Origin of the sequence: Duganella aquatilis, assembly GCF_009674565.1 — a bacterium.
GTDB classification, from domain to species: domain Bacteria; phylum Pseudomonadota; class Gammaproteobacteria; order Burkholderiales; family Burkholderiaceae_D; genus Rugamonas; species Rugamonas aquatilis.
Map to the genome: position 1 here is coordinate 135292 of NZ_WKJL01000004.1, position 21439 is coordinate 156730.

General features: G+C 64.0%; 27 protein-coding genes and 1 pseudogene. 15 read left to right on the plus strand and 13 right to left on the minus strand.

The window, feature by feature from the left end; translation table 11 throughout:
• Window positions 1–80 precede the first annotated feature (80 nt).
• From GJ698_RS08340 to GJ698_RS08350, 3 genes are read left to right on the plus strand one after another with little or no spacing between them, the layout of a single operon-like run.
• The gene (locus tag GJ698_RS08340; RefSeq protein WP_154357160.1) at window positions 81–2120 is read left to right on the plus strand and encodes a ribonucleoside triphosphate reductase; all 2040 of its coding nucleotides are present in this window, start codon (window positions 81–83) and stop codon (window positions 2118–2120) included.
• Entirely contained in the window at window positions 2108–2284 is a 177-nt protein-coding gene (gene nrdD, locus GJ698_RS31150; RefSeq protein WP_154357161.1) for an anaerobic ribonucleoside-triphosphate reductase, read from the plus strand. The genes GJ698_RS08340 and nrdD overlap by 13 nt, the downstream gene beginning before the upstream one ends.
• Window positions 2265–3005, plus strand: a complete 741-nt coding sequence (locus GJ698_RS08350; protein WP_154357162.1) for an anaerobic ribonucleoside-triphosphate reductase activating protein — start codon at window positions 2265–2267, stop codon at window positions 3003–3005. Before nrdD ends, GJ698_RS08350 begins: the two co-directional genes overlap by 20 nt.
• On the opposite strand, the gene ubiT is transcribed toward GJ698_RS08350, so the two are convergent.
• From ubiT to ubiU, 3 genes are read right to left on the minus strand one after another with little or no spacing between them, the layout of a single operon-like run.
• A complete protein-coding gene (ubiT, locus tag GJ698_RS08355; protein WP_154357163.1) occupies window positions 2971–3465 on the minus strand; it encodes a ubiquinone anaerobic biosynthesis accessory factor UbiT in 495 nt (164 codons plus the stop codon). The two genes, GJ698_RS08350 and ubiT, sit on opposite strands and share 35 nt — an antisense overlap.
• On the minus strand, window positions 3462–4361 hold the full coding sequence (ubiV, locus tag GJ698_RS08360) for a ubiquinone anaerobic biosynthesis protein UbiV (protein ID WP_154357164.1): 900 nt from the start codon (window positions 4359–4361) through the stop codon (window positions 3462–3464). Before ubiV ends, ubiT begins: the two co-directional genes overlap by 4 nt.
• 13 nt (window positions 4362–4374) lie before the next feature.
• Window positions 4375–5394, minus strand: a complete 1020-nt coding sequence (gene ubiU, locus GJ698_RS08365) for a ubiquinone anaerobic biosynthesis protein UbiU (RefSeq protein ID WP_154357165.1) — start codon at window positions 5392–5394, stop codon at window positions 4375–4377.
• Between the two features lie 130 nt (window positions 5395–5524).
• On the opposite strand from ubiU, the gene GJ698_RS08370 reads away from it, so the two are divergent.
• Genes GJ698_RS08370 through GJ698_RS08390 form a run of 5 tightly spaced genes read left to right on the plus strand, consistent with a single transcriptional unit; the run spans window position 5525 to window position 8255 of the window.
• Entirely contained in the window at window positions 5525–5995 is a 471-nt protein-coding gene (locus GJ698_RS08370) for a hemerythrin domain-containing protein (RefSeq protein ID WP_154357166.1), read from the plus strand.
• The gene (locus GJ698_RS08375; RefSeq protein ID WP_154357167.1) at window positions 5992–6216 is read left to right on the plus strand and encodes a DUF2249 domain-containing protein; all 225 of its coding nucleotides are present in this window, start codon (window positions 5992–5994) and stop codon (window positions 6214–6216) included. The genes GJ698_RS08370 and GJ698_RS08375 overlap by 4 nt, the downstream gene beginning before the upstream one ends.
• Window positions 6213–7088 carry a hypothetical protein gene (locus GJ698_RS08380; RefSeq protein ID WP_208023794.1) on the plus strand — a complete coding sequence of 292 codons (876 nt, stop codon included), beginning with the start codon at window positions 6213–6215 and terminating at the stop codon, window positions 7086–7088. Before GJ698_RS08375 ends, GJ698_RS08380 begins: the two co-directional genes overlap by 4 nt.
• A complete protein-coding gene (locus GJ698_RS08385; RefSeq protein ID WP_154357168.1) occupies window positions 7081–7998 on the plus strand; it encodes a PaaX family transcriptional regulator C-terminal domain-containing protein in 918 nt (305 codons plus the stop codon). Before GJ698_RS08380 ends, GJ698_RS08385 begins: the two co-directional genes overlap by 8 nt.
• A 17-nt stretch (window positions 7999–8015) precedes the next feature.
• Window positions 8016–8255: a hypothetical protein gene (locus GJ698_RS08390; protein ID WP_229259893.1), complete on the plus strand. Its 240-nt coding sequence runs from the start codon at window positions 8016–8018 to the stop codon at window positions 8253–8255.
• On the opposite strand, the gene GJ698_RS30855 is transcribed toward GJ698_RS08390, so the two are convergent.
• The 5 genes and pseudogenes from GJ698_RS30855 to GJ698_RS08410 form a co-directional block, all read right to left on the minus strand.
• A complete protein-coding gene (locus tag GJ698_RS30855; protein WP_307766652.1) occupies window positions 8236–9312 on the minus strand; it encodes a methyl-accepting chemotaxis protein in 1077 nt (358 codons plus the stop codon). The genes GJ698_RS08390 and GJ698_RS30855 overlap by 20 nt on opposite strands.
• A 198-nt stretch (window positions 9313–9510) precedes the next feature.
• Window positions 9511–9840, minus strand: a pseudogene (locus GJ698_RS30860) (PAS domain-containing protein); the annotation flags it as partial.
• A 103-nt stretch (window positions 9841–9943) separates the two neighbouring features.
• Complete coding sequence (pcaF, locus tag GJ698_RS08400) at window positions 9944–11149, minus strand: 3-oxoadipyl-CoA thiolase (RefSeq protein ID WP_154357170.1); 1206 nt, start codon at window positions 11147–11149, stop codon at window positions 9944–9946.
• Between the two features lie 4 nt (window positions 11150–11153).
• A complete protein-coding gene (locus GJ698_RS08405; RefSeq protein WP_154357171.1) occupies window positions 11154–11807 on the minus strand; it encodes a CoA transferase subunit B in 654 nt (217 codons plus the stop codon).
• Window positions 11804–12469 (minus strand): 3-oxoacid CoA-transferase subunit A, encoded by a 666-nt coding sequence (locus GJ698_RS08410; protein WP_154357172.1) that lies wholly within the window; start codon window positions 12467–12469, stop codon window positions 11804–11806. The genes GJ698_RS08405 and GJ698_RS08410 overlap by 4 nt, the downstream gene beginning before the upstream one ends.
• Window positions 12470–12588: 119 nt before the next feature.
• On the opposite strand from GJ698_RS08410, the gene GJ698_RS08415 reads away from it, so the two are divergent.
• Complete coding sequence (locus GJ698_RS08415; protein WP_154357173.1) at window positions 12589–13389, plus strand: IclR family transcriptional regulator domain-containing protein; 801 nt, start codon at window positions 12589–12591, stop codon at window positions 13387–13389.
• On the opposite strand, the gene GJ698_RS08420 is transcribed toward GJ698_RS08415, so the two are convergent.
• Window positions 13386–14300: a LysR family transcriptional regulator gene (locus GJ698_RS08420; protein ID WP_154357174.1), complete on the minus strand. Its 915-nt coding sequence runs from the start codon at window positions 14298–14300 to the stop codon at window positions 13386–13388. The two genes, GJ698_RS08415 and GJ698_RS08420, sit on opposite strands and share 4 nt — an antisense overlap.
• Window positions 14301–14403: 103 nt before the next feature.
• Here GJ698_RS08420 and GJ698_RS08425 point away from each other — a divergent pair, with 103 nt between their 5' ends.
• Genes GJ698_RS08425 through GJ698_RS08445 form a run of 5 tightly spaced genes read left to right on the plus strand, consistent with a single transcriptional unit; the run spans window position 14404 to window position 18961 of the window.
• Window positions 14404–15513: a muconate/chloromuconate family cycloisomerase gene (locus tag GJ698_RS08425; RefSeq protein WP_154357175.1), complete on the plus strand. Its 1110-nt coding sequence runs from the start codon at window positions 14404–14406 to the stop codon at window positions 15511–15513.
• A gap of 15 nt (window positions 15514–15528) precedes the next feature.
• The gene (catC, locus tag GJ698_RS08430) at window positions 15529–15819 is read left to right on the plus strand and encodes a muconolactone Delta-isomerase (protein WP_154357176.1); all 291 of its coding nucleotides are present in this window, start codon (window positions 15529–15531) and stop codon (window positions 15817–15819) included.
• Between the two features lie 24 nt (window positions 15820–15843).
• On the plus strand, window positions 15844–16764 hold the full coding sequence (gene catA, locus GJ698_RS08435; RefSeq protein WP_154357177.1) for a catechol 1,2-dioxygenase: 921 nt from the start codon (window positions 15844–15846) through the stop codon (window positions 16762–16764).
• Window positions 16765–16783: 19 nt separating this feature from the next.
• Window positions 16784–17560 carry a 3-oxoadipate enol-lactonase gene (pcaD, locus tag GJ698_RS08440; RefSeq protein ID WP_154357178.1) on the plus strand — a complete coding sequence of 259 codons (777 nt, stop codon included), beginning with the start codon at window positions 16784–16786 and terminating at the stop codon, window positions 17558–17560.
• A 6-nt stretch (window positions 17561–17566) separates the two neighbouring features.
• Window positions 17567–18961: a sodium:solute symporter family protein gene (locus GJ698_RS08445; RefSeq protein WP_154357179.1), complete on the plus strand. Its 1395-nt coding sequence runs from the start codon at window positions 17567–17569 to the stop codon at window positions 18959–18961.
• On the opposite strand, the gene GJ698_RS08450 is transcribed toward GJ698_RS08445, so the two are convergent.
• The 4 genes from GJ698_RS08450 to GJ698_RS08465 all read right to left on the minus strand — a co-directional run bounded on the left by GJ698_RS08450 (window position 18921) and on the right by GJ698_RS08465 (window position 20980).
• Window positions 18921–19874, minus strand: coding sequence for an AEC family transporter (locus GJ698_RS08450; RefSeq protein WP_154357180.1), 954 nt, complete (start codon window positions 19872–19874; stop codon window positions 18921–18923). The two genes, GJ698_RS08445 and GJ698_RS08450, sit on opposite strands and share 41 nt — an antisense overlap.
• Before the next feature lie 8 nt (window positions 19875–19882).
• Window positions 19883–20299 (minus strand): type II toxin-antitoxin system VapC family toxin, encoded by a 417-nt coding sequence (locus tag GJ698_RS08455; RefSeq protein WP_154357181.1) that lies wholly within the window; start codon window positions 20297–20299, stop codon window positions 19883–19885.
• Window positions 20296–20550, minus strand: a complete 255-nt coding sequence (locus GJ698_RS08460) for a FitA-like ribbon-helix-helix domain-containing protein (RefSeq protein ID WP_154357182.1) — start codon at window positions 20548–20550, stop codon at window positions 20296–20298. Before GJ698_RS08460 ends, GJ698_RS08455 begins: the two co-directional genes overlap by 4 nt.
• A 67-nt stretch (window positions 20551–20617) precedes the next feature.
• The gene (locus GJ698_RS08465) at window positions 20618–20980 is read right to left on the minus strand and encodes a cupin domain-containing protein (protein ID WP_154357183.1); all 363 of its coding nucleotides are present in this window, start codon (window positions 20978–20980) and stop codon (window positions 20618–20620) included.
• Between the two features lie 57 nt (window positions 20981–21037).
• Here GJ698_RS08465 and GJ698_RS08470 point away from each other — a divergent pair, with 57 nt between their 5' ends.
• Window positions 21038–21436: a VOC family protein gene (locus GJ698_RS08470; RefSeq protein WP_154357184.1), complete on the plus strand. Its 399-nt coding sequence runs from the start codon at window positions 21038–21040 to the stop codon at window positions 21434–21436.
• Window positions 21437–21439: the final 3 nt, after the last annotated feature.

Here is a 21439-nt window from a genome sequence, read left to right on the forward strand (position 1 = left end):
ATCCATAGATAGTATTTACCCTCTCGAAATACACCATATATAGTGGAAAAACAATCAAATCAACTAGATATGGGGCGAGCATGGAAGCACTGTTTCACACCACGATCACCAAACGCGACGGCAGCGAGCAGACCTTCAATCTGGTCAAGATCGAGAGCGCCGTGCTGCGCGCCGGCCGCGCCAGCGGTGAATTCGATACCGACAAGGCGCTGCAACTGACTGAAGGCGTGCTGCTGCAACTGTCGTCGCTGCCGGCCGACGAAAAGCTCACCGTCGAACTGGTACAGGACACCGTCGAACGCGTTCTCTACGACGCCGGCCACCGCAAGACGTTGCGCTGCTACGTGGTCTACCGCGAGCAGCACGCCACCTTGCGCCAGGACCGCCACTCGCTGGTCGATGTCGCCTCGTCGATCAACGAATACCTGGACCGCCAGGACTGGCGCGTCAACGCCAACGCCAACCAGGGCTACTCGCTGGGCGGCCTGATACTCAACGTCTCCGGCAAGGTCATCGCCAATTACTGGCTCAATCACGTCTATCCGCCGGAGATCGGCCGCGCGCACCGCGAAGCGGCGATCCACATCCACGACCTGGACATGCTGGCCGGTTATTGCGCCGGCTGGTCGCTGCGCACGCTGCTCAACGAAGGCTTGAATGGCGTGCCCGGCAAGGTGGAATCCAGCCCGCCGCGCCACATGTCGAGCGCCATCGGCCAGATCGTCAACTTCCTCGGCACGTTGCAGAACGAATGGGCCGGCGCCCAGGCCTTCAGTTCCTTCGACACTTACATGGCGCCGTTCGTGCGCAAGGACAGACTGCGCTACGACGAAGTGAAGCAGTACATGCAGGAGCTGATCTACAACCTCAACGTGCCATCGCGCTGGGGCACGCAGACGCCGTTCACCAACCTGACCTTCGACTGGGTCTGCCCGGAAGACCTGCGCGAGCAGATTCCCTACATCGCCGGCGAAGAGATGCCGTTCTCCTACGGCGAGCTGCAGGAAGAGATGGACATGATCAACCGCGCCTACATCGAGATCATGATGACCGGCGACGCCAAGGGCCGCGCCTTCACCTTCCCTATCCCCACCTACAACATCACCGAGGACTTTGCGTGGGACAGCCCGAACGCCGAGCTGCTGTTCGAGATGACGGCGCGCTACGGCCTGCCCTACTTCCAGAACTTCATCAATTCGGAACTGAAGCCGAACATGATCCGCTCCATGTGCTGCCGCCTGCAGCTGGACCTGCGCGAACTGCTCAAGCGCGGCAACGGCCTGTTTGGCTCGGCCGAGCAAACCGGCTCGCTGGGCGTGGTCACCATCAACTGCGCGCGCCTGGGCTACCTGCACCGCAATGACGAAGCGGGCCTGCTGGCGGCGCTGGACCAGCTGCTGGAACTGGGTCGCGACAGCCTGGAAATCAAGCGCAAGGTCATCCAGCGCCACATGGACAACGGCCTGTTCCCGTACACCAAACGCTACCTGGGCACGCTGCGCAACCACTTCTCCACCCTCGGCATCAACGGCGTCAATGAGATGATCCGCAACTTCGATCCGACCGGCCAGCACGACATCACCACGCCATGGGGCCGCGCATTCGCGCTCCGCCTGCTGGACCACGTGCGTGCGCGCATGGTGGAATTCCAGGAAGCGACCGGCCATATGTACAACCTGGAAGCCACGCCGGCCGAAGGCACGACCTACCGCTTCGCCAAGGAAGACCTGAAGCGCTATCCGAACATCCTTCAGGCAGGCACGCCGCAGCAGCCCTACTACACCAACTCCTCGCAGCTGCCGGTCGGCTTTACCGAAGATCCGTTCGAAGCGCTGGAACAGCAGGATGCGCTGCAACGCAAGTACACCGGCGGCACCGTGCTGCACCTGTATCTGACCGAGGCGCTGTCCAGCGCCGCCGCCTGCCGCACGCTGGTGCGCCGTGCGCTGGGCCGCTTCGGCCTGCCCTACATCACCGTCACGCCGACGTTCTCGATCTGCCCGACGCACGGCTACCTGAACGGCAGCCACGAATTCTGCCCGAAATGCGACGCCGAGATCATCGCGCGCAAACAAGCCACTCTTCACCAACCAGCAAAGGAAACACCATGCAAAGCATGAACCAGCCCACCATCCAGCTCGACGACTCGGAGCGCCAGCGCTGCGAAATCTGGACCCGCGTGATGGGTTATCACCGCCCTGTGTCGTCGTTCAACATCGGCAAACAGGGTGAATTCAATGAACGCAAATTCTTCCGCGAGCCGCATGCGCAAAGTGCTTCTTAAAGAGAAAGGCCGCCTGCTGCGTGTAGGCGGCTACACGCCATTCAGCGCCACCGAATTTCCCGGCCTGCTGTCGGCCGTGGTGTTCGTGCAGGGCTGTCCATGGGGCTGCGGCTACTGCCAGAATACCCATCTTCAGGAGCGCACGCGCGACAGTCCCATCGCCTGGAAGGAGATCATCACTACGCTGGAGCGGCGCGCCGGCCTGCTGGACGCCGTGGTGTTCTGCGGCGGCGAGCCGACCATGGACCCGGCGCTGTACGACGCCATCGCGCAGGTGCGGAGCATGGGCTTCAAGATCGGGCTGGAAACCGCGTGCATCTATCCGGCACGCCTGAAAAGCGTGCTGCCGCTGCTCGATTGGGTGGGATTCGATGTCAAGACGACCTTCAAGCGCTATGCCGACGTCACCGGCGTGACCGGCAGCGGAGAGCCTGTGCGCGATTGCGTGACCGCCATTCTCGCCAGCGGTGTGGCCTACGAGTGCCGCACCACCGTGCATCCGGCGCATCTGCCACCCGGCCTGCTGGTCGAACTGGCGCAGACGCTGGCCTTCATGGGCGTCCGCAATTACGTGATTCAGGAATTCCGCCCCACCGGCTGCGGCGATGAGGCGTTTGTGGCCAGCGCCTTCCCCGGTTACCCGCAGGACGACGTGCTGGCCGAGATAGCGCCGCTGTTCGCCAACTTCAGCGTGCGCCGCGCCGGCCAGGCAATGCGCTGAACAGGCGCGCCAGCGCCTGACGGCCCAGTTCCGTCACCGGCACTTCGATCGCATCCAGCGTATTCTTCACCAGCAGGCCCAGTTCCGTATCCCCTTCCATCGACAGGCGGCGCGAGAAGAACAGCGTGTCCGGGTCCTGCTCGCGCTTCGCCAGTGCGATGAAGTCGCGGGTGCAGGCGCCGATTTCCAGATCCGGCACGCCGGCGCTGTGCAAGGCCGCAAAGCCGTCGCCGCGCCAGGTGAAATCAAACGCCACGCCGGCATCGCTGACGCGCACGCGCAGATGGCGTCCGGTAAGGCCGGCGCGCACGTCGTCCGGCAAGTGCGGCTTGAGCACGAGATTGAGCGCGGCCACGCACAGCAGCGAACCGGGATAGGCCGGCAGGCGCTGGCCCAGCGTCGCCAGCAAGGCCGGCAGCGGCTGGGCGGCGCCGTAATTGTTTTGTGCTACAGGATTCATGCTGCATTCTCCATGCGATATTCCAGACCGGGTTTGCCGTACCAGTAGCCGTTGCAGGCCTCGGCGGGCAGCAGCGGCGAGATGGTGTCGGCGGCGGCACGCGGCGGCACGGCGCCGGTACGCGCGGCGTCGAAGGCGGAGATGATCTCTTTCATATTGGTCGACTGTGGACTGAGGCGCGCCACGTCCACGCCCAGTTCGGCCATCTGTTGCATCTCCGCCGCCAGGTTGTACACCAGCGCCGACTGGCTCTGGATGCCGTTCAGGATCAGGAACTGCTGCTGCTCGCGCGTCTCCATCATCAGGCCGTCCGGATGGTCGATGCAGCTGAAGCGGCAGTCGTCCTTCGGCAGGTTGCGGTTGCGCGCCGTGAAACAGCGCGCAGAAAACGCCAGCGGCATGCGGCCGAAGGCAAACACCTCGGTCTCCATGCCCTGCGGCCGCAGGCGCTGCATGTGCTGCAGGCCGTCGCGCCCCATCTCCAGCGGCATCACCCAGCGCTTCGCGCCCAGTTCATGCATCAGCGCCAGCGTCGGCGGGTTGTAGATGTTGAGATGCGGCCCGGCGATGAAGGACTGGCCGGACAGCATATGCGCCGCGCCCATGTCGTTGGCCTCCACCTGGAAGCGGCCGTTGGCCACCAGCTTGCGCTGCGCGCCGACGTCCGCACTGGACTCGATCAGCGCCAGCGTCGACATCACCACTTCCTTGCCGCTTCCATGCAGCAGTTCGGCCACCGCCAGCCAGTCGGCGGTGCGCAGTTCGTGGCGGCGCGAGCACACGGTTTCGCCGAGATAGACAATATCTACCAGACTGGCCGCGATCTCTTCGTAAAATTCCATGACCTTGGCGCGCGGCCAGTAGTACAGCAGCGGCCCGAGGGCGAGTTTCAGCATGACTTCTCCGTTGTTATTTCCATGAGCGGTGATACGCGCCCAGTGTGTGCTGCTGGCCTTCCGCCAGCGTATTCAGTTCCGACATCCAGCCCGGCTTGACCGAGTAGCGCGCCGTGTTGTGCAGGCATTCGTCCAGCGCCGCGCGCCACACGCGCGTCACCTGCGACACATAGGCCGGGCTACGCTGGCGTCCTTCGATCTTCACCGCGCGCACGCCCATGTCCAGCAGCTGCGGCAGCAGTTCCAGCGTATTCAGGCTGGTGGGTTCCTCGATGGCGTAATAGGTTTCGTCCTCCACCTCGAAGCGGCCCTTGCACAGCGTCGGGTAGCTGGCGTTTTCCTGCGGCGTGTAGCGGTCGATCATCACGCCGTTCAGGCGCGACTCCAGGCCGCGCGGATTCTGCTGCCAGCGCACCGCCTTGGCCGGCGAGCAGACACCGTGGGTGTTCGGCGATTCGCCGGTCACATACGACGACAGCTGGCAGCGGCCTTCCACCATCACGCACAGGCTGCCGAAGCCGAACACCTCGATTTCCACCGAAGTGTTCTTCACCACGTGCTCCACCTGCGCCAGCGACAGCACGCGCGGCAGCACCGCGCGCGCCACGCCGAACTGCTTCTGGTAGAAGTTGATGGCTTCGGCATTGGTGGCCGATCCCTGTACCGACAAATGCAGGCGCAGGTTCGGGTAATGGTCGGCGGCGTAGCGCATCAGGCCCGGATCGGCCAGGATCACCGCGTCCACGCCGGCATTGGCGGCGCGGTCGATGGCTTTCTGCCACAGCGCCGTGTTGTCCGGCTGCGGATAAGTGTTCAGCGCCAGCAGCACCTTGCGTCCACGCTGATGCGCGTAGGCGATGCCGGTGCTGATGGCGGCGTCGTCGAAATTCAGGCCGGCGAAGTTGCGCGCGTTGGTGGCGTCGCGAAAGCCGAGGTAAACACAATCGGCGCCCAGGTCGATGGCGGCCTTCAAGGCCGGAAGGCTGCCCGCCGGGCATACCAGCTCGATGGGGGGAGAGTCAGATTGATTCATATGATCTTGGTAGCTAAGAAGGGCGAACGAACTGTATCGCTTCGTGATCCCGGAAATCCTTGATGTGAATCAAAGAATTTGTGCTTTACCGGGTGGGACAATGCATGCAGTTGAATCAAGGACAAATGAGATGCACAAGATCGCTACCTATCTCGATCAGGATCATCGCCGGTGCGACGATCAATATTCGATGGCGGAGTCGGACGTCATCCTGCACAACTGGGAAGCCGCCAGCAGCCATTTCGGCACGTTCCTCAGCATGTTTTACCGTCACCTGGACAAGGAAGAACGCATCCTGTTCCCGCGCCTGGACCACGCGCTGGGCAACGGCTACGGCCCCACGGTGGTGATGCGCGCCGAGCACCGCCAGATGCGCGGCATGCTGACGGCGATGAAGATCGCCATCGACCACCGCGATTGCGAAGCCTTCTTCGGCCAGGCCGACATGCTGCGCATCCTGATGCGCCAGCACAGCCTGAAAGAAGAAGGCATTCTCTACCCGCAGGCCGACTTCGTGCTGGCCAAGCAGGCCGACGCCGTCGTCGCCAGCATGGAGAACATCGGCCACGCCGAGGAAGCCGGCGCCTGGAGCGAAGCATGAACGCCTTGCTGGACGTGGGCGGCCTGGAACCGCCGGAACCGATGGTGCGCATCCTCGAAGCGCTGGATACGCTGGGACTGGACGAACAGCTGCGCGTGATTATCGATCGCGAGCCGGTGCCGCTGTACCGCATCCTGCTGCGCAACGGCTACCAGTACCGCACCACGGTGCAGGACGACCAGCGCTATGAAGTGCTTGTCTGGCTGGCTCCCGACGCATGAAACCCATCGATGCGCCGCAGCGGGCCCTCTCCTTCGGCGACACTCCCCGGTCGCTGCCGATGCGCTTTTTCCTCACTGCGCCATTGTTCGCGGCGCTGGCGGCAGCCTTCCTCGCCTGGCAGGGAGAGCCTGCACTGCTCACCCGCTGGTCACCGCTGACGCTGGCCATCACCCACCTGCTGGTGCTCGGATGCCTGAGCATGACGATGATCGGCGCGCTGCTGCAAATCCTGCCGACGGTGGCGGGCATCGCCGTGCCGCGCGCCGGTCGTGTCGGCGCGACGGTGCACCTGTGTTTGTGCGCCGGCACGCTGGCCCTGGCCGCCGCGTTCTGGCAGGAGAGTCCGGCCCTGTTCCGCGTCGCCATGGCGCTGCTGCTGGCGGGACTGCTCTTGTTTGTGGGCGCCTGCACGGTCGCCATGTGGCAGCCGCACCGGCCCGGCTCCGACGCGCTCATGGCCGGCATCCGCCTGGCGCTGGCGGCGCTGGTGGTGAGCATGACGCTGGGCGGCATGCTGGCCAGCGTGTTCGCCTGGCCTGGCCTGATCCAGCTGCCCTTGCAGCGCCTGGCCGGCTTGCACGCCATGTGGGGCATGCTGGGCTGGGTGGGCCTGCTGGCGATCGCCATCGCTTTCCAGGCGGCGCCGACGTCCAGGCTGACCGGCGCCTACGCCACCGGCATGTTCCTGCTGCTGGTCGCCGCCTCACTGTCGAGCGGCTGGACCGGTCGCGGCGAACTGCTGCACCAGGCGTGCGTGCTCCTGCTGGCCGGCGGCTACGCGTGGTTCGCCGGCGTCGCACTTTATATGCTGGCGCGCCGCAAATGGCGCTCTGGCTCAACCTCACCTGCATATCTTCAAAATCATGAATAGCGAATTCTATATTGACGCCGTCCTGCGTCAGGCCAAGCCGCGCCTGAGCACCCTGTTAAAACTGATGTTCAGCGAAGCCCAGGCCTTCGGGCAGAAGACCCAGTGGCTGGGCAGCGTGATCGCCCTGCTCGAACCGCTCGGCTTCCAGGAACGCACCATCCGCACCGCCCTGTTCCGCCTGGCCGAGAGCAAATTGATCAAAATTGAACGCCACGGCCGCCGCAGCCTGTGCATGCTGACGCCGCCCACTGCGGCGGCGATCCTGTCGGCGCGCCAGCGGCTCAATATCCCGGCCGCGCGCAGCTTCGGCGAAGACTGGACCATGCTGGTCCACACCGGCGGCTTCAGCGCCGCACGCTACGCCGCCGCGCGCAAACAGCTGCTGGACCTGGACTACTGCGTGCTGGCGCCGAACGTGATGGCGCGTCCCGCGTCCTACACGCGCGGCGTCCAGGCGGGCGAAGACCATGGCCTGGCGTTGTTTGAAGTGGCCGGCGCCCAGCTGGCGGCGGCGGTGCGCCAGCCGCTATTCGGCAAGTGCGACTGGGATCTGGAAACGCCGGCCGAATTGTACGAACAGTTCCAGCAGCGCTTCATGCCGCTGCGGCAGATGCTGGGCCAGCGCGGCGCCTTCACCGACCAGCAGGCCTACATGGTGCGGCTGCTGGTCAGCCACGGCTACCAGCAATGCCGCCGCAGCGATCCGCTGCTGCCGCAGGAGCTGCTGCCGGCCGGCTGGCCGGCCATGACGTCCTATCAAACCTATGTGGCCCTGTACGCAGGCTGCGCCGCGCAGGCGCGCCGCCACATCCTCAAGATCACTGAATCGCCGGCGCTGGAACAGCCAGTCATTGCAGCGCCATCGAGCCGGCAGGTTGTGCGCCGGTCCAGCGTGTACATGACTGCTTAAATCGAAAGAGAATCAAGATGGAACTGGAAATGGCACAGGAAATGGCACAGGAATATTATGACGGTCCAACGTTGAGCGTGACCGTCAACCGCGAAGGCGCGCGGGTGCACCGCCTGATCGATGACACCACCTACCCGACGCGCGCGAAAAAACTCAGCATCCGCCGCGACCCGATGGTGGAGGCGCTGTTCGGCGCCGCCGCGGAGCATGCTCCGCAAGCAGCGCCGGCGCGCAAGATCAAGGCCGGTAGACGCTGATCTGCGTTGATAACCGCGTTGATGCAAGGGCCTCTTCGGAGGCCATGACCGACAGCGGCACGCGTTTGCGGCGCGCATCCAGCCTAAGGATGTTGGATGACGTGCTGCACGCCACCAGCTTGAACTGGCAAATCAGATTCCCAAGTTGCAGCGCCTGTTGCTGCATGCGTTGAGCGGCCAGCGCCGCCTCCTCCACCACCACGGCATTCTGCTGGTTGATGGCGTCGATATGCGCCACCGCCTGGTTGATCTGCTCAATGCCGCTGCTCTGCTCCTTGCTGGCATTGCTGATATCCCCCATGTACCGCTCCACCTTGCGCACCGACTCCACGATGCCGGCCATGATGCGGCCGGCGTCGGCGGCCTGGCGGCTGCCGCTGGCGATTTCGTCGACCGAATGGGTGATCAGATCCTTGATCTCGTGCGCCGCCGTCGCCGAACGCTGCGCCAGGTTGCGCACTTCGGTGGCGACGACGGCAAAGCCGCGTCCCTGCTCGCCGGCGCGTGCCGCTTCCACGGCGGCGTTCAGCGCCAGGATATTGGTCTGGAAGGCGATGCCGTCGATGACGGAGATGATGTCCGCAATACGCGCCGAGCTTTGACGTATCGACTCCATGGTATGCACCACGGCGTTGACCGCCTCGCCGCCCTCGCCCGCCACCCTGGCGGCGGCCAGCGCCAGATCGTTGGCGTCGTGGGCGGCATCGGCGTTCTGGCGCACGGTGTCGGTCATCTGCTTCATCGAGGCCGCGGTTTCCTCCAGCGAGCTGGATTGGCCTTCGGTGCGGGCGGAAAGATCGGCATTGCCGTGGGCGATATCGTTGGCGTCGGCGCTGACGACGGTGCTGGCTTCCTTGATCTGGCCGACCAGCGATTGCAGATTGATTTGCAGGATGCGCAGCGCATGCAGCATCTCGATGGTCTCGCTGCTGCCTTTGACGTCGATGTGGCCGGTGAGGTCGCCGCCGCTCATTTCGTCGAGATATTCACGCATGGCGGTGAGCGGCGCGATCGCGGTTTTACGCAGCAGCATCAAGCCGGCGACGGTCAGCGCCATATCGATGCCGATAATAGTTTTGGTCGCTGGCAATAATAATGAAACCAGCATCAAGCCGATTATCGCAAAGAACAAGATATTCAGCGTCAGCGACAGCGATATATTACGTTTTTCTTTAAACTTTAAATTCTCGGTTTTATAAAGATGTTCCGCGGCCTCGATTCTTTCGCGGCTGGGCTTTACCCGCACCGAAGTATATCCAACGACTTTGCCGTTTTCCAGATACGGTGCGGCATTCGCCTCGACCCAGTAGAAATTACCGCTTTTGCAGCGGTTCTTTACCAGACCATTCCAGGCCCGGCCCTGCTTCAAGGTGCGCCACATGTCCTCAAATGCGGCGCACGGCATGTCGGGATGCCGCACGATATTCTGCGGCGCCCCGATTAACTCTTCCTCGGAATAACCACTGACATTAATAAAATCCCTATTGATATAAGTAATGTTTCCATTAAGATCAGTTTTCGAGACAATTGTTTGCGTCTCATCGAGAACATATTCAATATTGCTGACAGGTAAGTTTAACCGCATAATCTCATTCAGTAATAAATATTACTATCGATTATATAGTCGCACCGACAACAAAGTTGATCAGAATAAAATAAATATTTATTTACATTCAGTTTGATATAAATCAAGGAATCCGTTCAATCGCGATCGCAATCCCCTGACCAACGCCGATGCACATCGTGCACAGCGCGTAACGCCCGCCGCTGCGCGCCAGCTGGTACATGGCGGTGGTGACCAGGCGTGCGCCGCTCATGCCCAGCGGGTGACCCAGCGCGATGGCGCCGCCGTTCGGATTCATGCGCGGATCGTCGTCGCGCAGGCCCAGTTCGCGCAGCACCGCCAGGCCCTGCGCGGCGAAAGCTTCATTCAGCTCGATCACGTCGAACTGGTCGAGCGTCATGCCGGTCTGGCGCAGCAGCTTTTGCACCGCCGGCACCGGGCCGATGCCCATCACGCGCGGCGCCACGCCGGCCGTCGCCATGCCGATCACGCGCGCGCGCGGCGTCAGGCCATAGGCTTGCGCCGCTTCCGCATTCGCCAGCAGCAGCGCGCAGGCGCCGTCGTTGACGCCGGACGCATTGCCCGCCGTCACCGTGCCGCCAGGGCGCACTACCGGTTTCAGCTTGGCCAGCGCCTCGATGCTGGTCTCGCGCGGATGTTCGTCCTGCGCAAACGCCAGCGGCTCGCCTTTCTTCTGCGGCACCAGCACCGGCACGATCTCTTCGTCAAACACCTTGTCGCGCTGCGCGCGCGCGGCCTTGGCCTGGCTGGCCAGCGCGAACTGGTCCTGGTCGGCGCGGTTGACGCCGTAATCGTCGGCGACGTTTTCCGCCGTCTCCGGCATCGCATCGGTGCCGTACAGCGCGTGCATCTGCGGATTCGGGAAGCGCCAGCCGATGGTGGTGTCGAAGATCGCCGCGCCGCGCGAGAACGCCGATTCCGCCTTGCCCATGACGAAAGGCGCGCGCGTCATCGATTCGACGCCGCCGGCGATCACCAGCCGCGCCTCGCCGCTGCGGATGGCGCGTGCCGCCGTGCCCACCGCGTCCATGCCGGAACCGCACAAACGGTTGACCGTGGTGCCCGGCACTTCCTGCGGCAGGCCGGCCAGCAGCAGCGACATGCGCGCCACGTTGCGGTTATCTTCACCGGCCTGGTTGGCGCAGCCGTAGATCACTTCATCGATGGCGCTCCAGTCTACGCCGGGATTGCGGCGCACCAGTTCGCGCAGCGGCACCGCGCCCAGGTCGTCGGCGCGCACGTCTTTCAGCGCGCCGCCGTAGCGGCCGATCGGGGTGCGGATGGCGTCGCAAATAAATACATCGGTCATGCTGTTACTCCTGGTTGGGTTCAGCGGGTAGCAGCGTGGCTGCGGTTGCCGCTTGCAGATCGTTGAAGGTCAGACCGGGCGCCATCTCGCGCACGCGCAGGCCCTGCGGCGTCACGTCCAGCACCGCCATGTCGGTGTAGATGCGGCTGACGCAGGCGATGCCGGTCAGCGGATAGGTGCACTGCGCCACCACCTTGCTCTCGCCGGTCTTGGTCTGGTGCTCCATCATCACGAACACCTGCTTGGCGCCGAGCGCCAGGTCCATGGCGCCGCCGACGGCGGGAATCGCGTCCGGCGCGCCGGTGTGCCAGTTGGCCAGGTCGCCGCCGCCCGACACCTGGAACGCGCCCAGCACGCAGATGTCCAGGTGGCCGCCGCGCATCATCGCGAACGAATCGGCGTGGTGGAAGTAGGCGCCGCCGGTCAGCAGCGTCACCGGCTGCTTGCCGGCGTTGATCAGGTCCTCGTCTTCCTCGCCCGGCGCCGGCGACGGGCCCATGCCGAGCAGGCCGTTCTCGCTGTGCAGGAACACTTCGCGTTCGGCCGGCAGGTAGTTGGCGACCTTGGTCGGCAGGCCGATGCCGAGGTTCACGTACGCGCCTTCCGGAATATCCTGGGCCACGCGTTCGGCCATCTGGTCACGGGTATAGCGGCTCATGCTGCCTCCTTCACCACACGTTGTACAAAGATGCCCGGCGTGACGATCGCTTCGGGATCGAGTTCGCCAAGCGCCACCACGTCCACCACCTGGGCGATGGTGGTCTTGGCGGCCATCGCCATGATCGGGCCGAAGTTACGCGCCGTCTTGCGGTACACCAGGTTGCCCCAGCGGTCGCCGCGCAGCGCCTTGATCAGCGCGAAGTCGGCGCGGATCGGCGTTTCGAACACGTAGTGACGACCGTCGATCAGGCGCGTTTCCTTGCCCTCGGCCAGCTGGGTGCCGTAGCCGGTGGGCGTGAAGAAGCCGCCGATGCCGGCGCCGGCGGCGCGGATGCGTTCCGCCAGGTTGCCCTGCGGTGTCAGTTCCAGTTCGATTTCGCCGGCGCGGTACAGCGCATCGAAGTGATGCGAATCGGCCTGGCGCGGGAACGAGCAGATGATCTTGCGTACGCGTTTGGCCTTGATCAGCGCCGCCAGCCCGGTTTCACCGTTGCCGGCATTGTTGTTGACGACGGTGAGGTCGCGCGCGCCTTGCGCCAGCAGCGCGTCGATCAGCGCCGACGGCATGCCGGCGTTGCCGAAGCCGCCGATCATCACGGTGGCGCCGTCGTGGATGTCGGCTACCGCGCTTTCCAGCGTTGCAAAGGTCTTGTCGATCATGATGTTGTGATCCTCCATTATGGCTTTTGTGCGATAATCGAACACATAGCCGTTTATCGCACAAAAAGTCTACGCCTGTTTCCCCGTTGAGGTCAAGCGCCATCGTTTACAATCCTGCCATGCCGACAACTCCTGCTCCCACCATCGCCGACGAAATCGAGGCGCTGACCGATCCCGATTTCATGACCTCCCTCGCGCGCGGCCTGGCCGTGGTGCGCGCCTTTGCCGATTCGCGCCAGCCGCTGACCATCGCGCAAATCAGCCAGCAGACCGGCATTCCGCGTGCGGCCGTGCGGCGCTGCCTGCACACGTTGAAGCAGCTGGGCTATGTGGATGCGGAGCTGAAGAATTTCACGCTGCGGCCGAAGGTGCTGACGCTGGGGTATTCCTATCTGTCGTCGACGCCGTTGACGCTGTCGGCCCAGCCCTGCCTGGACCAGATCAGCAAGACGCTGGGCGAATCGAGTTCGCTGGCGGTGCTGGAGGAAGACCAGGTGCTGTACGTGGCCCGCGCGGCCGCCTCGCGCGTGATGTCGGTGTCGCTAAGCGCCGGCAGCCGCTTGCCGGCGTACTGCACCTCGCTGGGCCGCGTGCTGCTGGCGCATTTGCCGGCGGCGGAGCTGGATGCCTATCTGGCGCGCGTGACGCTGACGGCGCGCACGCCCAACACCATCACAGATGTCGACGCCCTGCGCGCCGAGCTGGCGCGGGTGCGCAAGCAGGGCTATGCGGCCAACAATGAAGAACTGGAACTGGGCCTGCGCTCGATCGCCGTGCCGGTGCGCGGCGCCTCGGGACGCGTGCTGGCCGCGCTGAACGTCGGCGCCCAGGCCATCCGCGTCACGCCGGAGCGTATGGTGGAAGAATTCATGCCCGTGCTGCGCCAGGGCGCGCAGGAGCTGTCGGTGCTGCTGCCTTAAAGCGTCTCAGGCGTGTAGGCGATGCCCAGATCGTCGTAGATCGAATACACCGCCGCCAGCAGGTTGCCCAGCTCCGGCGAACGGTCCATATGCCGCACGCCGAACAGGATCGGCGAGAACGCATGCTTGTCCTCCAGCGGCCGGTACACCACGTTGCGGTGATGCATGGCCTGCACGCTCTCCGGCACAATGGTGATGCCCTGCCCGGCTGCCACCAGTCCCATCGCAATCTGCAGCTCGCGCACCTCGGTCACCAACCCGGGCGTGACATTGGCCTCGCCCAGTACCGCCAGCACCTGGTCGGCAAAGCTGGGACGCGGCGACTTCGGATACACCAGCAGCTTCTCGTGCACCAGATCGCGCAGCCGCAATCCACCCTGGCGCTCCACCAGCCGGTGATGCGGCGACAGCGCCACCACCATGCGCTCATTGCGCAGCAGGATGCGGCGGATGCTCGGGTCTTCGCTTTTCAGCCGGCCGAAGCCGACGTCGATGCGGCCGTCCTTCAGCGCCTGCATCTGCTCCACCGTCATCATCTCGTGCAGCGTCACTTCCACCTCGGGGAAGCGTTCGCTGTAGCGCCGCACGATGTCCGGCAGTTCGCCGTACAGCGTGGAAGCCACAAAACCGATCGACAGCTTGCGTTCCAGCTTGCCCACGCGCTGCGTCATCGCCTTCAGATCGCGCACCTGGTCCAGCACCGTGCGCGCGTGGGCCAGGAAGAATTCGCCGGCCTCGGTCAGCCGCAACGGCCGCGAACCTTTTTCGATCAACGCCACGTCCAGCATCTCTTCCAGCTGCTGGATCTGCCGGCTCAGCGGCGGCTGGGCCATGTGCAGGCGTTCGGCCGCCCGCGTGTAATTGCGCTCTTCCGCCACGGCGATGAAGTAGCGCAGATGCCGTAATTCCATCGATTCATACCCTCAAGGTATGGAAGCCATACCAAAACAGTGTTGGACCCGCCACCTTCGCAGGAATATCGTAAGCATACCTGACGGATTATACGGAATAAATATGATTCAAAATATCGACACCTACCTTGTAGACGTGCCAACCATTCGACCGCACCGCCTGTCCGTCGCCACCATGAACACGCAGACGCTGGTGCTGGTCAAGGTCACCTGCGGCGACGGCATCGTCGGCTGGGGCGAGGCCACCACCATCGGCGGCCTGAATTACGGCGAAGAGAGCCCGGAAAGCATCAAGACCAATATCGACACCTACATCGCACCGCTGCTGGTCGGCATGGAGGCGAGCGCGGTGGCCAAGGCGATGGCGAAGATCCGCAAGACCATCCAGGGCAACCGCTTCGCCAAGTGCGCGCTGGAGACCGCGCTGCTCGACGCCCAGGCGCGCCGCCTCAATGTGCCGCTGTCCGAACTGCTGGGCGGCCGCGTGCGCGACGCGCTGCCGGTGGCGTGGACGCTGGCCAGCGGCGACACCACCAAGGACATCGCCGAAGCGGAGCAGATGCTGGAACTGCGCCGCCACCGCATCTTCAAACTGAAAATCGGCCTGCGCGACGTGGCTGCCGATGTGGCCCACGTGCTGGCGATCAAGCGCGCGCTGGGCGACAAGGCCAGCGTGCGGGTGGACGTCAACCAGGCATGGACGGAGGGCGACGCGGTACGCGGCATCGCCGCACTGGAAGCCGGCGGCATCGACCTGATCGAGCAGCCGGTCAAGGCCACCAATGTCGCGGCACTGGCCCGCCTCAAGCAGCGCTTCGACGTCGCCATCATGGCCGACGAAGCGCTGCACGGCCCGGACGACGCCATGGCGCTGGCGCGCGCCGACGCCGCCGACGTCTACGCGGTCAAGATCACCCAGTCCGGCGGCCTGCTGCCGGCGCTGGAAGTGGCGACCGTGGCGCGCCTGGCCGGCATCGAACTGTATGGCGGCACCATGCTCGAAGGCGGCATCGGCACCGCCGCCACCGCCCACGTGTGCTCCACCTTCCCCACGCTGGCCTGGGACACCGAACTGTTCGGTCCCCTGCTGCTGACGCAGGAAGTGCTGCGCGAGCCGCTGGTCTACAAGGACTTCATGCTGCAGGTGCCGACCGGCCCTGGGCTCGGCGTGGAAATCGACACCGACAAACTGCACGCCATGCGCCGCAAATAACCAAGGAGATACCCGATGCTGTTCCACGTACGAATGAACGTCAACCTGCCGATGACCATGCCGGCCGAGCAGGCCGCGCAACTGAAGGCGGACGAAAAAGCGCTGGCGGCGCGCCTGCAGCACGAAGGCAAATGGCGCCACCTGTGGCGCATCGCCGGCCAGTACGCCAACATCAGCGTGTTCGATGTGGCCAGCGTGGACGAGCTGCATACGCTGCTGACGTCCCTGCCGCTATTCCCCTACATGCAGATCGAGGTGATGCCGCTATGCCGCCATCCTTCCTCGGTCCGCGACAACGACCTTTAAAATCCTAAATAGAGGAGACCTGAAATGAACCATGCAGACATCGATAAACTGGTAAAAACCTGGATCGTGGACGCAGCCAAGAGCCCAGCCAATCCGCGCGTGCAGCAAGTGGTGGTGCGCGTGCTGGGCGACTTGTGCAAAGCCATCGAAGACCTGGACGTGACGCCGAATGAGTTCTGGAGCGGCGTGTCCTACCTGTCCGCCGCCGGCGCGTCGAGTGAACTGGGCCTGCTGGCCGCCGGCCTGGGACTGGAACACTTCCTCGACCTGCGCGCCGACGAGGCGGAGGCCAAGGCCGGCCTGGCCGGCGCCACGCCGCGCACCATCGAAGGTCCGCTGTACGTGGCCGGTGCGCCGGAAAGCGTGGGCTTCGCGCGTCTGGACGACGGCAGCGAAAGCGAGCGCGCCGAAACGCTGCTGATGCAGGGCACCGTGTTCGACGAAGACGGCAAGCCACTGGCCGGCGCCAAGGTCGAAGTCTGGCACGCCAACCTGCTCGGCAACTACTCCTTCTTCGACCGCACGCAGTCGGACTTCAACCTGCGCCGCACCATCATCACCGATGACCAGGGCCGCTACCAGTTCCGCAGCATCATCCCGGTCGGCTACGGCTGCCCGCCGGACGGCACCACGCAGCAGCTGCTCGACCTGCTGGGCCGCCACGGCCAGCGCCCGGCGCACATCCACTTCTTCATCAGCGCCGACGGCCAGCGCAAGCTGACCACGCAGATCAACATCGACGGCGACAAATACCTGTGGGACGATTTCGCCTTCGCCACGCGCGAGGGCCTGGTGCCGGCGATAGAGCGCATCAGCGATCCGCAAAAGCTGGATGCGGCACGCCTGCAGCAGCCTTACGCCTCGATCGACTTCGACTTCCACATGACGCGCGAACGCGCCGCGCTGCCGGACGCCGAGGTTGACCGTCCACGCGCCGCCGCGTGAGCACGCACCGGAGAACACTATGCCTTATCTGGAAGTAGCCGGCGACCGTCTGCATTACCGCACCGACGGCGACGCCGCACACCCTTGCGTTGTGCTGTCGAATTCCCTCGGCACCGATCTGTCCATGTGGGACGCCCAAGCCGCCGCATTGGCCGCCGATCATTACGTGGTCCGCTACGATGCGCGCGGCCATGGCCAGTCGCCGGCCGGCAGCGCGCCGGTGGACCTGGCGCGGCTGGGACAGGACGTGATCGCCCTGCTCGATCATCTGCACATCGACCGCGCCGCCTTCTGTGGCATTTCGATGGGCGGCATGACGGGCCAATGGCTCGGCATCCACGCCCCGCAGCGCTTCACGCGGCTGGTGCTGGCCAATACCGCCGCCCGCATCGGCAGCGCCGATGGCTGGCTGACACGTGCGGCGCAGGTGCGCCAGGACGGCATGGCCGCCATCGCCGACGGCGCCGCTGCGCGCTGGTTCACGCCGGCTTTCATCGAACGCGAACCGGCCATCGTGGCGCGGCTGGTCGATCGTCTGCGCCAGCAGGACGCCGGCGGCTACGCGGCCTGCTGCGAAGCGCTGGCGCATGCCGACCTGCGCGCCGACGTGGCCAGCATCGCTGTACCGTGCATGATCGTGGCGGGCCTGTCCGATCCGGTCACCACGCCCGCAGACGGCGCCTGGCTGCAGCAGCAGATCCCCGGCGCCCGGCTGACAACGCTGCCTGCATCGCACATCTCAAACATCGAAGCCGGCGCGGCGTTCAGCGCGCTGCTGCGCGCTTACCTGGAGTAAGAAGTAATGGATACACGTTTAATGATCATCGGCGGGGTGATGGTGGCCTATTTCGGCCTCATGTCCTGGATTACCTACAGCGTGCGCAAGCACGCCAACAGCAGCGAAGGCATGACGGCCGGCGGCCGCAATTTCCCAGCTTATTTGATCGGCGCGCTGCTGCTGTCGGAATTCATCGGCAGCTCGGTCAGCATCGGCACGGCGCAGAAAGGCTATGAAATCGGCATCTCGGCCGCCTGGAACCTGGTGGCGCTGTCGCTCGGCTTCCTGCTGCTCGCGGTGGTGCTGGTGAAGAAGTTCAAGGAAAGCGGCCAGACCACCATCTCCGGCATCCTGGCCAGTGCATACGGCGAGCCGGTACGCTATGCGGCCTCGGTGCTGACCATCGTGGCCCTGAGCATCGTCGCGGTGGCGCTGTATGCCGGCGGCGGCGCGGTGCTGGCGGCTGTGCTGCACATTAACAAGAGCCTGGCGATTCTGCTGGTTGGCGCGATCACCGTCATCTACGTCAGCCTGGGCGGCATGCGGTCGGTGGTGTACACCAATTTCGCCCACTCCATCGTCAAGTATGTGGGCGTGATGCTGGCGCTGGCCTATGCGCTGGAAGCCAGCGGCGGCATCGCCACCTTGCAGTCGCAGCTGCCGGCGCAGATGTTCAACTGGACCGAAATCGGCTGGGGCCAGATCGTCGCCTGGATGATCGGCGGCATCGGCTCGATTTTCGCCACGCAGTATGTGATCCAGGCGCTGGTGGGCACCGACAATCCGGCCGTGGCGCGCCGCGCCTGCTACTACGTGTCGTCGCTGATGATTCCCTTCGGACTGATGGCCGCGCTGATCGGCATGTGCAGCGCGGTGATGTGGCCCGGCATGAAGTCGATCGACGCCTTTCCCAAGCTGATCGCCCACATGCCGGCCTTCTCGGCCAGCATCATGGTGGTGGGCCTGGCCGGTGCGCTGTTCGGCGGCATTTCGGCCACCACCCTGGCCTCGGCCACACTGGCGATGAAGGACTTCTACAATCCCTTCTTCAACAAGGCCAAGAGCGATGCACGATCGGTGCTGTTCCTGCGTGTCGCCATCGCGGTCACCGGCCTGCTGCCGCTGGTGCTGGCGCTGTATGCGGAAAAGCTGCTGATGATCGCCTTCCTCGGCAAGGCGCTGCGGGCGACGCTGGCGGTGCTGATCCTGATGGCTTTCTATGCGCCGAAGTTCGGCACGCCGCGCGGCGCGTTTGTCGGCGTGATTCTGTCGGTGATCGCCACCATCGGCTGGTTCCTGGCCGGGAATCCGTTCGGCGTCGACAGCTCCTACCTGGCGCTGGCTGGACCGGTGCTGACCATGGGCATCAGCGAACTGTTCAAGCCGGGTGCACCAGCCACATCCAGGCACTCAGCGTGAAGAACGACGCCACCATGCAAATCAATAGCGCGGTGGCGCTGCGGTCGGCCTCGCCGTAGGCCTGGCCCAGGATAGGATAGATGCTCAGCATCGGCATGGCGGCCATCAGCAAGGCGGCGGCGCGCAGGTCCGGCGCCATCGGCGTGATGCCCAGCAGCGGCACCAGCGAGGCGATCAGCAATACCGCCAGCGGATGGCCGATCAGCTTGCCGGCCACCAGCGGCACCACGCGCTGCCAGCCCGTGCTGAGCGACAGTCCGACCAGCATGCCGCCGATGGCAAACAGCGACAGGCCACCACTGGCCTGGGCGAACAGCGTCACCGTGCGTATGACCGGCTGCGGCAGCTTGAATTCCGACAGGCTGACGACCAGGCCGGCCGTTACCGAAATCACCAGCGGGTTGCGTATCAGCCGCTGCGCCGACTGGCGGATGACCTGATGCCATGCGCCGCCTCCTCCGCCCCGGCCGTGTTCGGCCATCGCCAGCAGCAGCGGCAGCATCACCAGGTTTTCCACGATCACGTTCAGGCCCAGCGCCACGCCGGCCACCGGCGCCACCATCAGCATCAGGATCGGGAAGCCGATAAAACTGCTGTTCGAGCACGACACGCCCATGGCCATGAACGTGCTGCGTATCAGGCTCAACCGGAGCACGCGCCGCCCCAGCAAAAACGCCAGCGCCAGCATCAACAGCGAGCCGAACAGATACGACAGCAGATACGCCGGATGCAGAATCTCCCGGATATGCCGCTGCGCCAGCGCATTGAATATCAGCGCCGGCAGCGCCAGGTTAAACACAAACTTCCCGAACACCTGCATATCCGCCCGCGCAAACAAGCCGCCACGGGTAGCGACATAACCAGCAAGAACAATCAGATAAATCGGACAAGTAATCGCAAGAATTTCAAGCATACGAGCAATCAGCCTTCCCACGGATTGATGACTTTGACACCGACGGCCTCATACGGCCCCGTGTCACGCGACGCGACGATAAAGCCGCGCGCGGCCGCAATCGCGGCAATGTAAGCATCAGGAATGGGAAAAGCCCGCCCAGCCTTTTTTGCAATGACTGCCAACTGCGCATAATGCCCCGCCGCCTCGGTGTCGAATGGGAGAATTTTGTCTTTGAACATACTCAGCAAATCGTCGAGTCCCTGCGCCAGCTGGTTCTTGCGTTTTCCCTTTGGAAGAGAACCTATACCCAGCAGCAACTCGGCCAGGGTTACGCTCGACAGATAGAGTGTCGCCTCGACTTGGCTATTCAGCCAGTTCCGTACTGCCTGGTCAGGGCGCTGCTTCATCGCCTCGGAGATGACATTGGTATCGAGAATAATCATTCAAAGCTCATCGGCTTGGATGGCGTTCTGACGCGGACCTGATCGAGGCTCTCTGCATCCTCGTCTGTGAAGCCGATTTTTCTGCCCAGCGCCGCAAGCGCATCGCCCATCAACACACGCTGCTCAGGCTTGACTGCCGCAGCCAGAATTTCCCGCACCTCGGCCTCCGTGCTCCGGCCATGCTCGGCAGCACGCACCCGAAGCGCGCGATGGACATCATCAGGAAGGTTACGGATTGTCAGCATCGCCATGATATGGTCCCTCGTCAGCATGCAATGCATTCATCTTATGCTTTTGCATGCAAAGCTTCAAGCACGCTCAGCTTGTACGATCAATGATGACGTAGTGTTTTTTGACTGGCTCGACGACTTCGAACACGCCTTTAAAGCCGGCGGGAATGACCAGTGCGTCGCCGGGGCCGGCTTCGGCAGCGTGGCCCTGTTCGTCGATGACGCGGCAGCGGCCTTCGAGGACGTAGAAGTATTCATCCTTATGCGGGCCGAAGGCGATGCGCCAGCTGCCTTTTTCGCAGGCCCAGATGCCGGCGCTGACGTCGCCGCTGGCGTTGGTGAAATGGTTCCAGGTGGTGCGCTGCGGATTACCTACAAAACGGCGCTCGGCGCGCGGATGGTCATATTCAGGCGTCGGCGCTTGATGGCGGAATTCGGTGATGGTGGGCATAATGCTTGGCAGAAGTCATGTTTCCAAAGATTGACTTTACCATTAGAGAGGACCCCCATGCTAGACCACGTGTTTTTGTCGGTACGCGACCTGCCCGCTTCCATCAAGTTCTACGAGCAGGCGCTGGCGCCGCTCGGCATCCTGCACGTCCACGATTACGACGGCGCCGACGGCCCGGAAGGTCATCCCGACCTGAAGGGCTTCGGCAGCAACAACCGGATTTACTTCTGGCTGCGCGACGGTAACGTCGATGCGCGCGCCGCCCATGTCGGCTTTGTCGCCAGCAGCGAGGAACAGGTGAACGCCTTCTACGCCGCCGCGATGGCAGCCGGCGCCACGGACAACGGCGCACCGGGCGCACGACTGTACTACGACCCGCGCTACTACGCCGCCAACATCTTCGATCCCGACGGCTACAGCATCGAAGTCGTGTACAAGAGCTGGCAGCACGCCTAGCGC

Coding starts and splice junctions, on each gene's coding strand:
- GJ698_RS08375 (WP_154357167.1), top strand. CDS start 5,992: ATGAACGCCTTGCTGGACGTGGGCGGCCTGGAACCGCCGGAACCGATG.
- GJ698_RS08415 (WP_154357173.1), top strand. CDS start 12,589: ATGCCGACAACTCCTGCTCCCACCATCGCCGACGAAATCGAGGCGCTG.
- catA (WP_154357177.1), top strand. CDS start 15,844: ATGAACCATGCAGACATCGATAAACTGGTAAAAACCTGGATCGTGGAC.
- GJ698_RS08450 (WP_154357180.1), bottom strand. CDS start 19,874: ATGCTTGAAATTCTTGCGATTACTTGTCCGATTTATCTGATTGTTCTT.
- GJ698_RS08465 (WP_154357183.1), bottom strand. CDS start 20,980: ATGCCCACCATCACCGAATTCCGCCATCAAGCGCCGACGCCTGAATAT.
- pcaF (WP_154357170.1), bottom strand. CDS start 11,149: ATGACCGATGTATTTATTTGCGACGCCATCCGCACCCCGATCGGCCGC.
- GJ698_RS08445 (WP_154357179.1), top strand. CDS start 17,567: ATGGATACACGTTTAATGATCATCGGCGGGGTGATGGTGGCCTATTTC.
- GJ698_RS08390 (WP_229259893.1), top strand. CDS start 8,016: ATGGAACTGGAAATGGCACAGGAAATGGCACAGGAATATTATGACGGT.
- ubiU (WP_154357165.1), bottom strand. CDS start 5,394: ATGAATCAATCTGACTCTCCCCCCATCGAGCTGGTATGCCCGGCGGGC.
- GJ698_RS30855 (WP_307766652.1), bottom strand. CDS start 9,312: ATGGCGCTGACCGTCGCCGGCTTGATGCTGCTGCGTAAAACCGCGATC.
- GJ698_RS08370 (WP_154357166.1), top strand. CDS start 5,525: ATGCACAAGATCGCTACCTATCTCGATCAGGATCATCGCCGGTGCGAC.
- GJ698_RS08460 (WP_154357182.1), bottom strand. CDS start 20,550: ATGGCGATGCTGACAATCCGTAACCTTCCTGATGATGTCCATCGCGCG.
- GJ698_RS08455 (WP_154357181.1), bottom strand. CDS start 20,299: ATGATTATTCTCGATACCAATGTCATCTCCGAGGCGATGAAGCAGCGC.
- nrdD (WP_154357161.1), top strand. CDS start 2,108: ATGCAAAGCATGAACCAGCCCACCATCCAGCTCGACGACTCGGAGCGC.
- GJ698_RS08385 (WP_154357168.1), top strand. CDS start 7,081: ATGAATAGCGAATTCTATATTGACGCCGTCCTGCGTCAGGCCAAGCCG.
- GJ698_RS08425 (WP_154357175.1), top strand. CDS start 14,404: ATGATTCAAAATATCGACACCTACCTTGTAGACGTGCCAACCATTCGA.
- GJ698_RS08470 (WP_154357184.1), top strand. CDS start 21,038: ATGCTAGACCACGTGTTTTTGTCGGTACGCGACCTGCCCGCTTCCATC.
- GJ698_RS08410 (WP_154357172.1), bottom strand. CDS start 12,469: ATGATCGACAAGACCTTTGCAACGCTGGAAAGCGCGGTAGCCGACATC.
- GJ698_RS08340 (WP_154357160.1), top strand. CDS start 81: ATGGAAGCACTGTTTCACACCACGATCACCAAACGCGACGGCAGCGAG.
- GJ698_RS08420 (WP_154357174.1), bottom strand. CDS start 14,300: ATGGAATTACGGCATCTGCGCTACTTCATCGCCGTGGCGGAAGAGCGC.
- GJ698_RS08380 (WP_208023794.1), top strand. CDS start 6,213: ATGAAACCCATCGATGCGCCGCAGCGGGCCCTCTCCTTCGGCGACACT.
- GJ698_RS08405 (WP_154357171.1), bottom strand. CDS start 11,807: ATGAGCCGCTATACCCGTGACCAGATGGCCGAACGCGTGGCCCAGGAT.
- pcaD (WP_154357178.1), top strand. CDS start 16,784: ATGCCTTATCTGGAAGTAGCCGGCGACCGTCTGCATTACCGCACCGAC.
- ubiT (WP_154357163.1), bottom strand. CDS start 3,465: ATGAATCCTGTAGCACAAAACAATTACGGCGCCGCCCAGCCGCTGCCG.
- ubiV (WP_154357164.1), bottom strand. CDS start 4,361: ATGCTGAAACTCGCCCTCGGGCCGCTGCTGTACTACTGGCCGCGCGCC.
- GJ698_RS08350 (WP_154357162.1), top strand. CDS start 2,265: ATGCGCAAAGTGCTTCTTAAAGAGAAAGGCCGCCTGCTGCGTGTAGGC.
- catC (WP_154357176.1), top strand. CDS start 15,529: ATGCTGTTCCACGTACGAATGAACGTCAACCTGCCGATGACCATGCCG.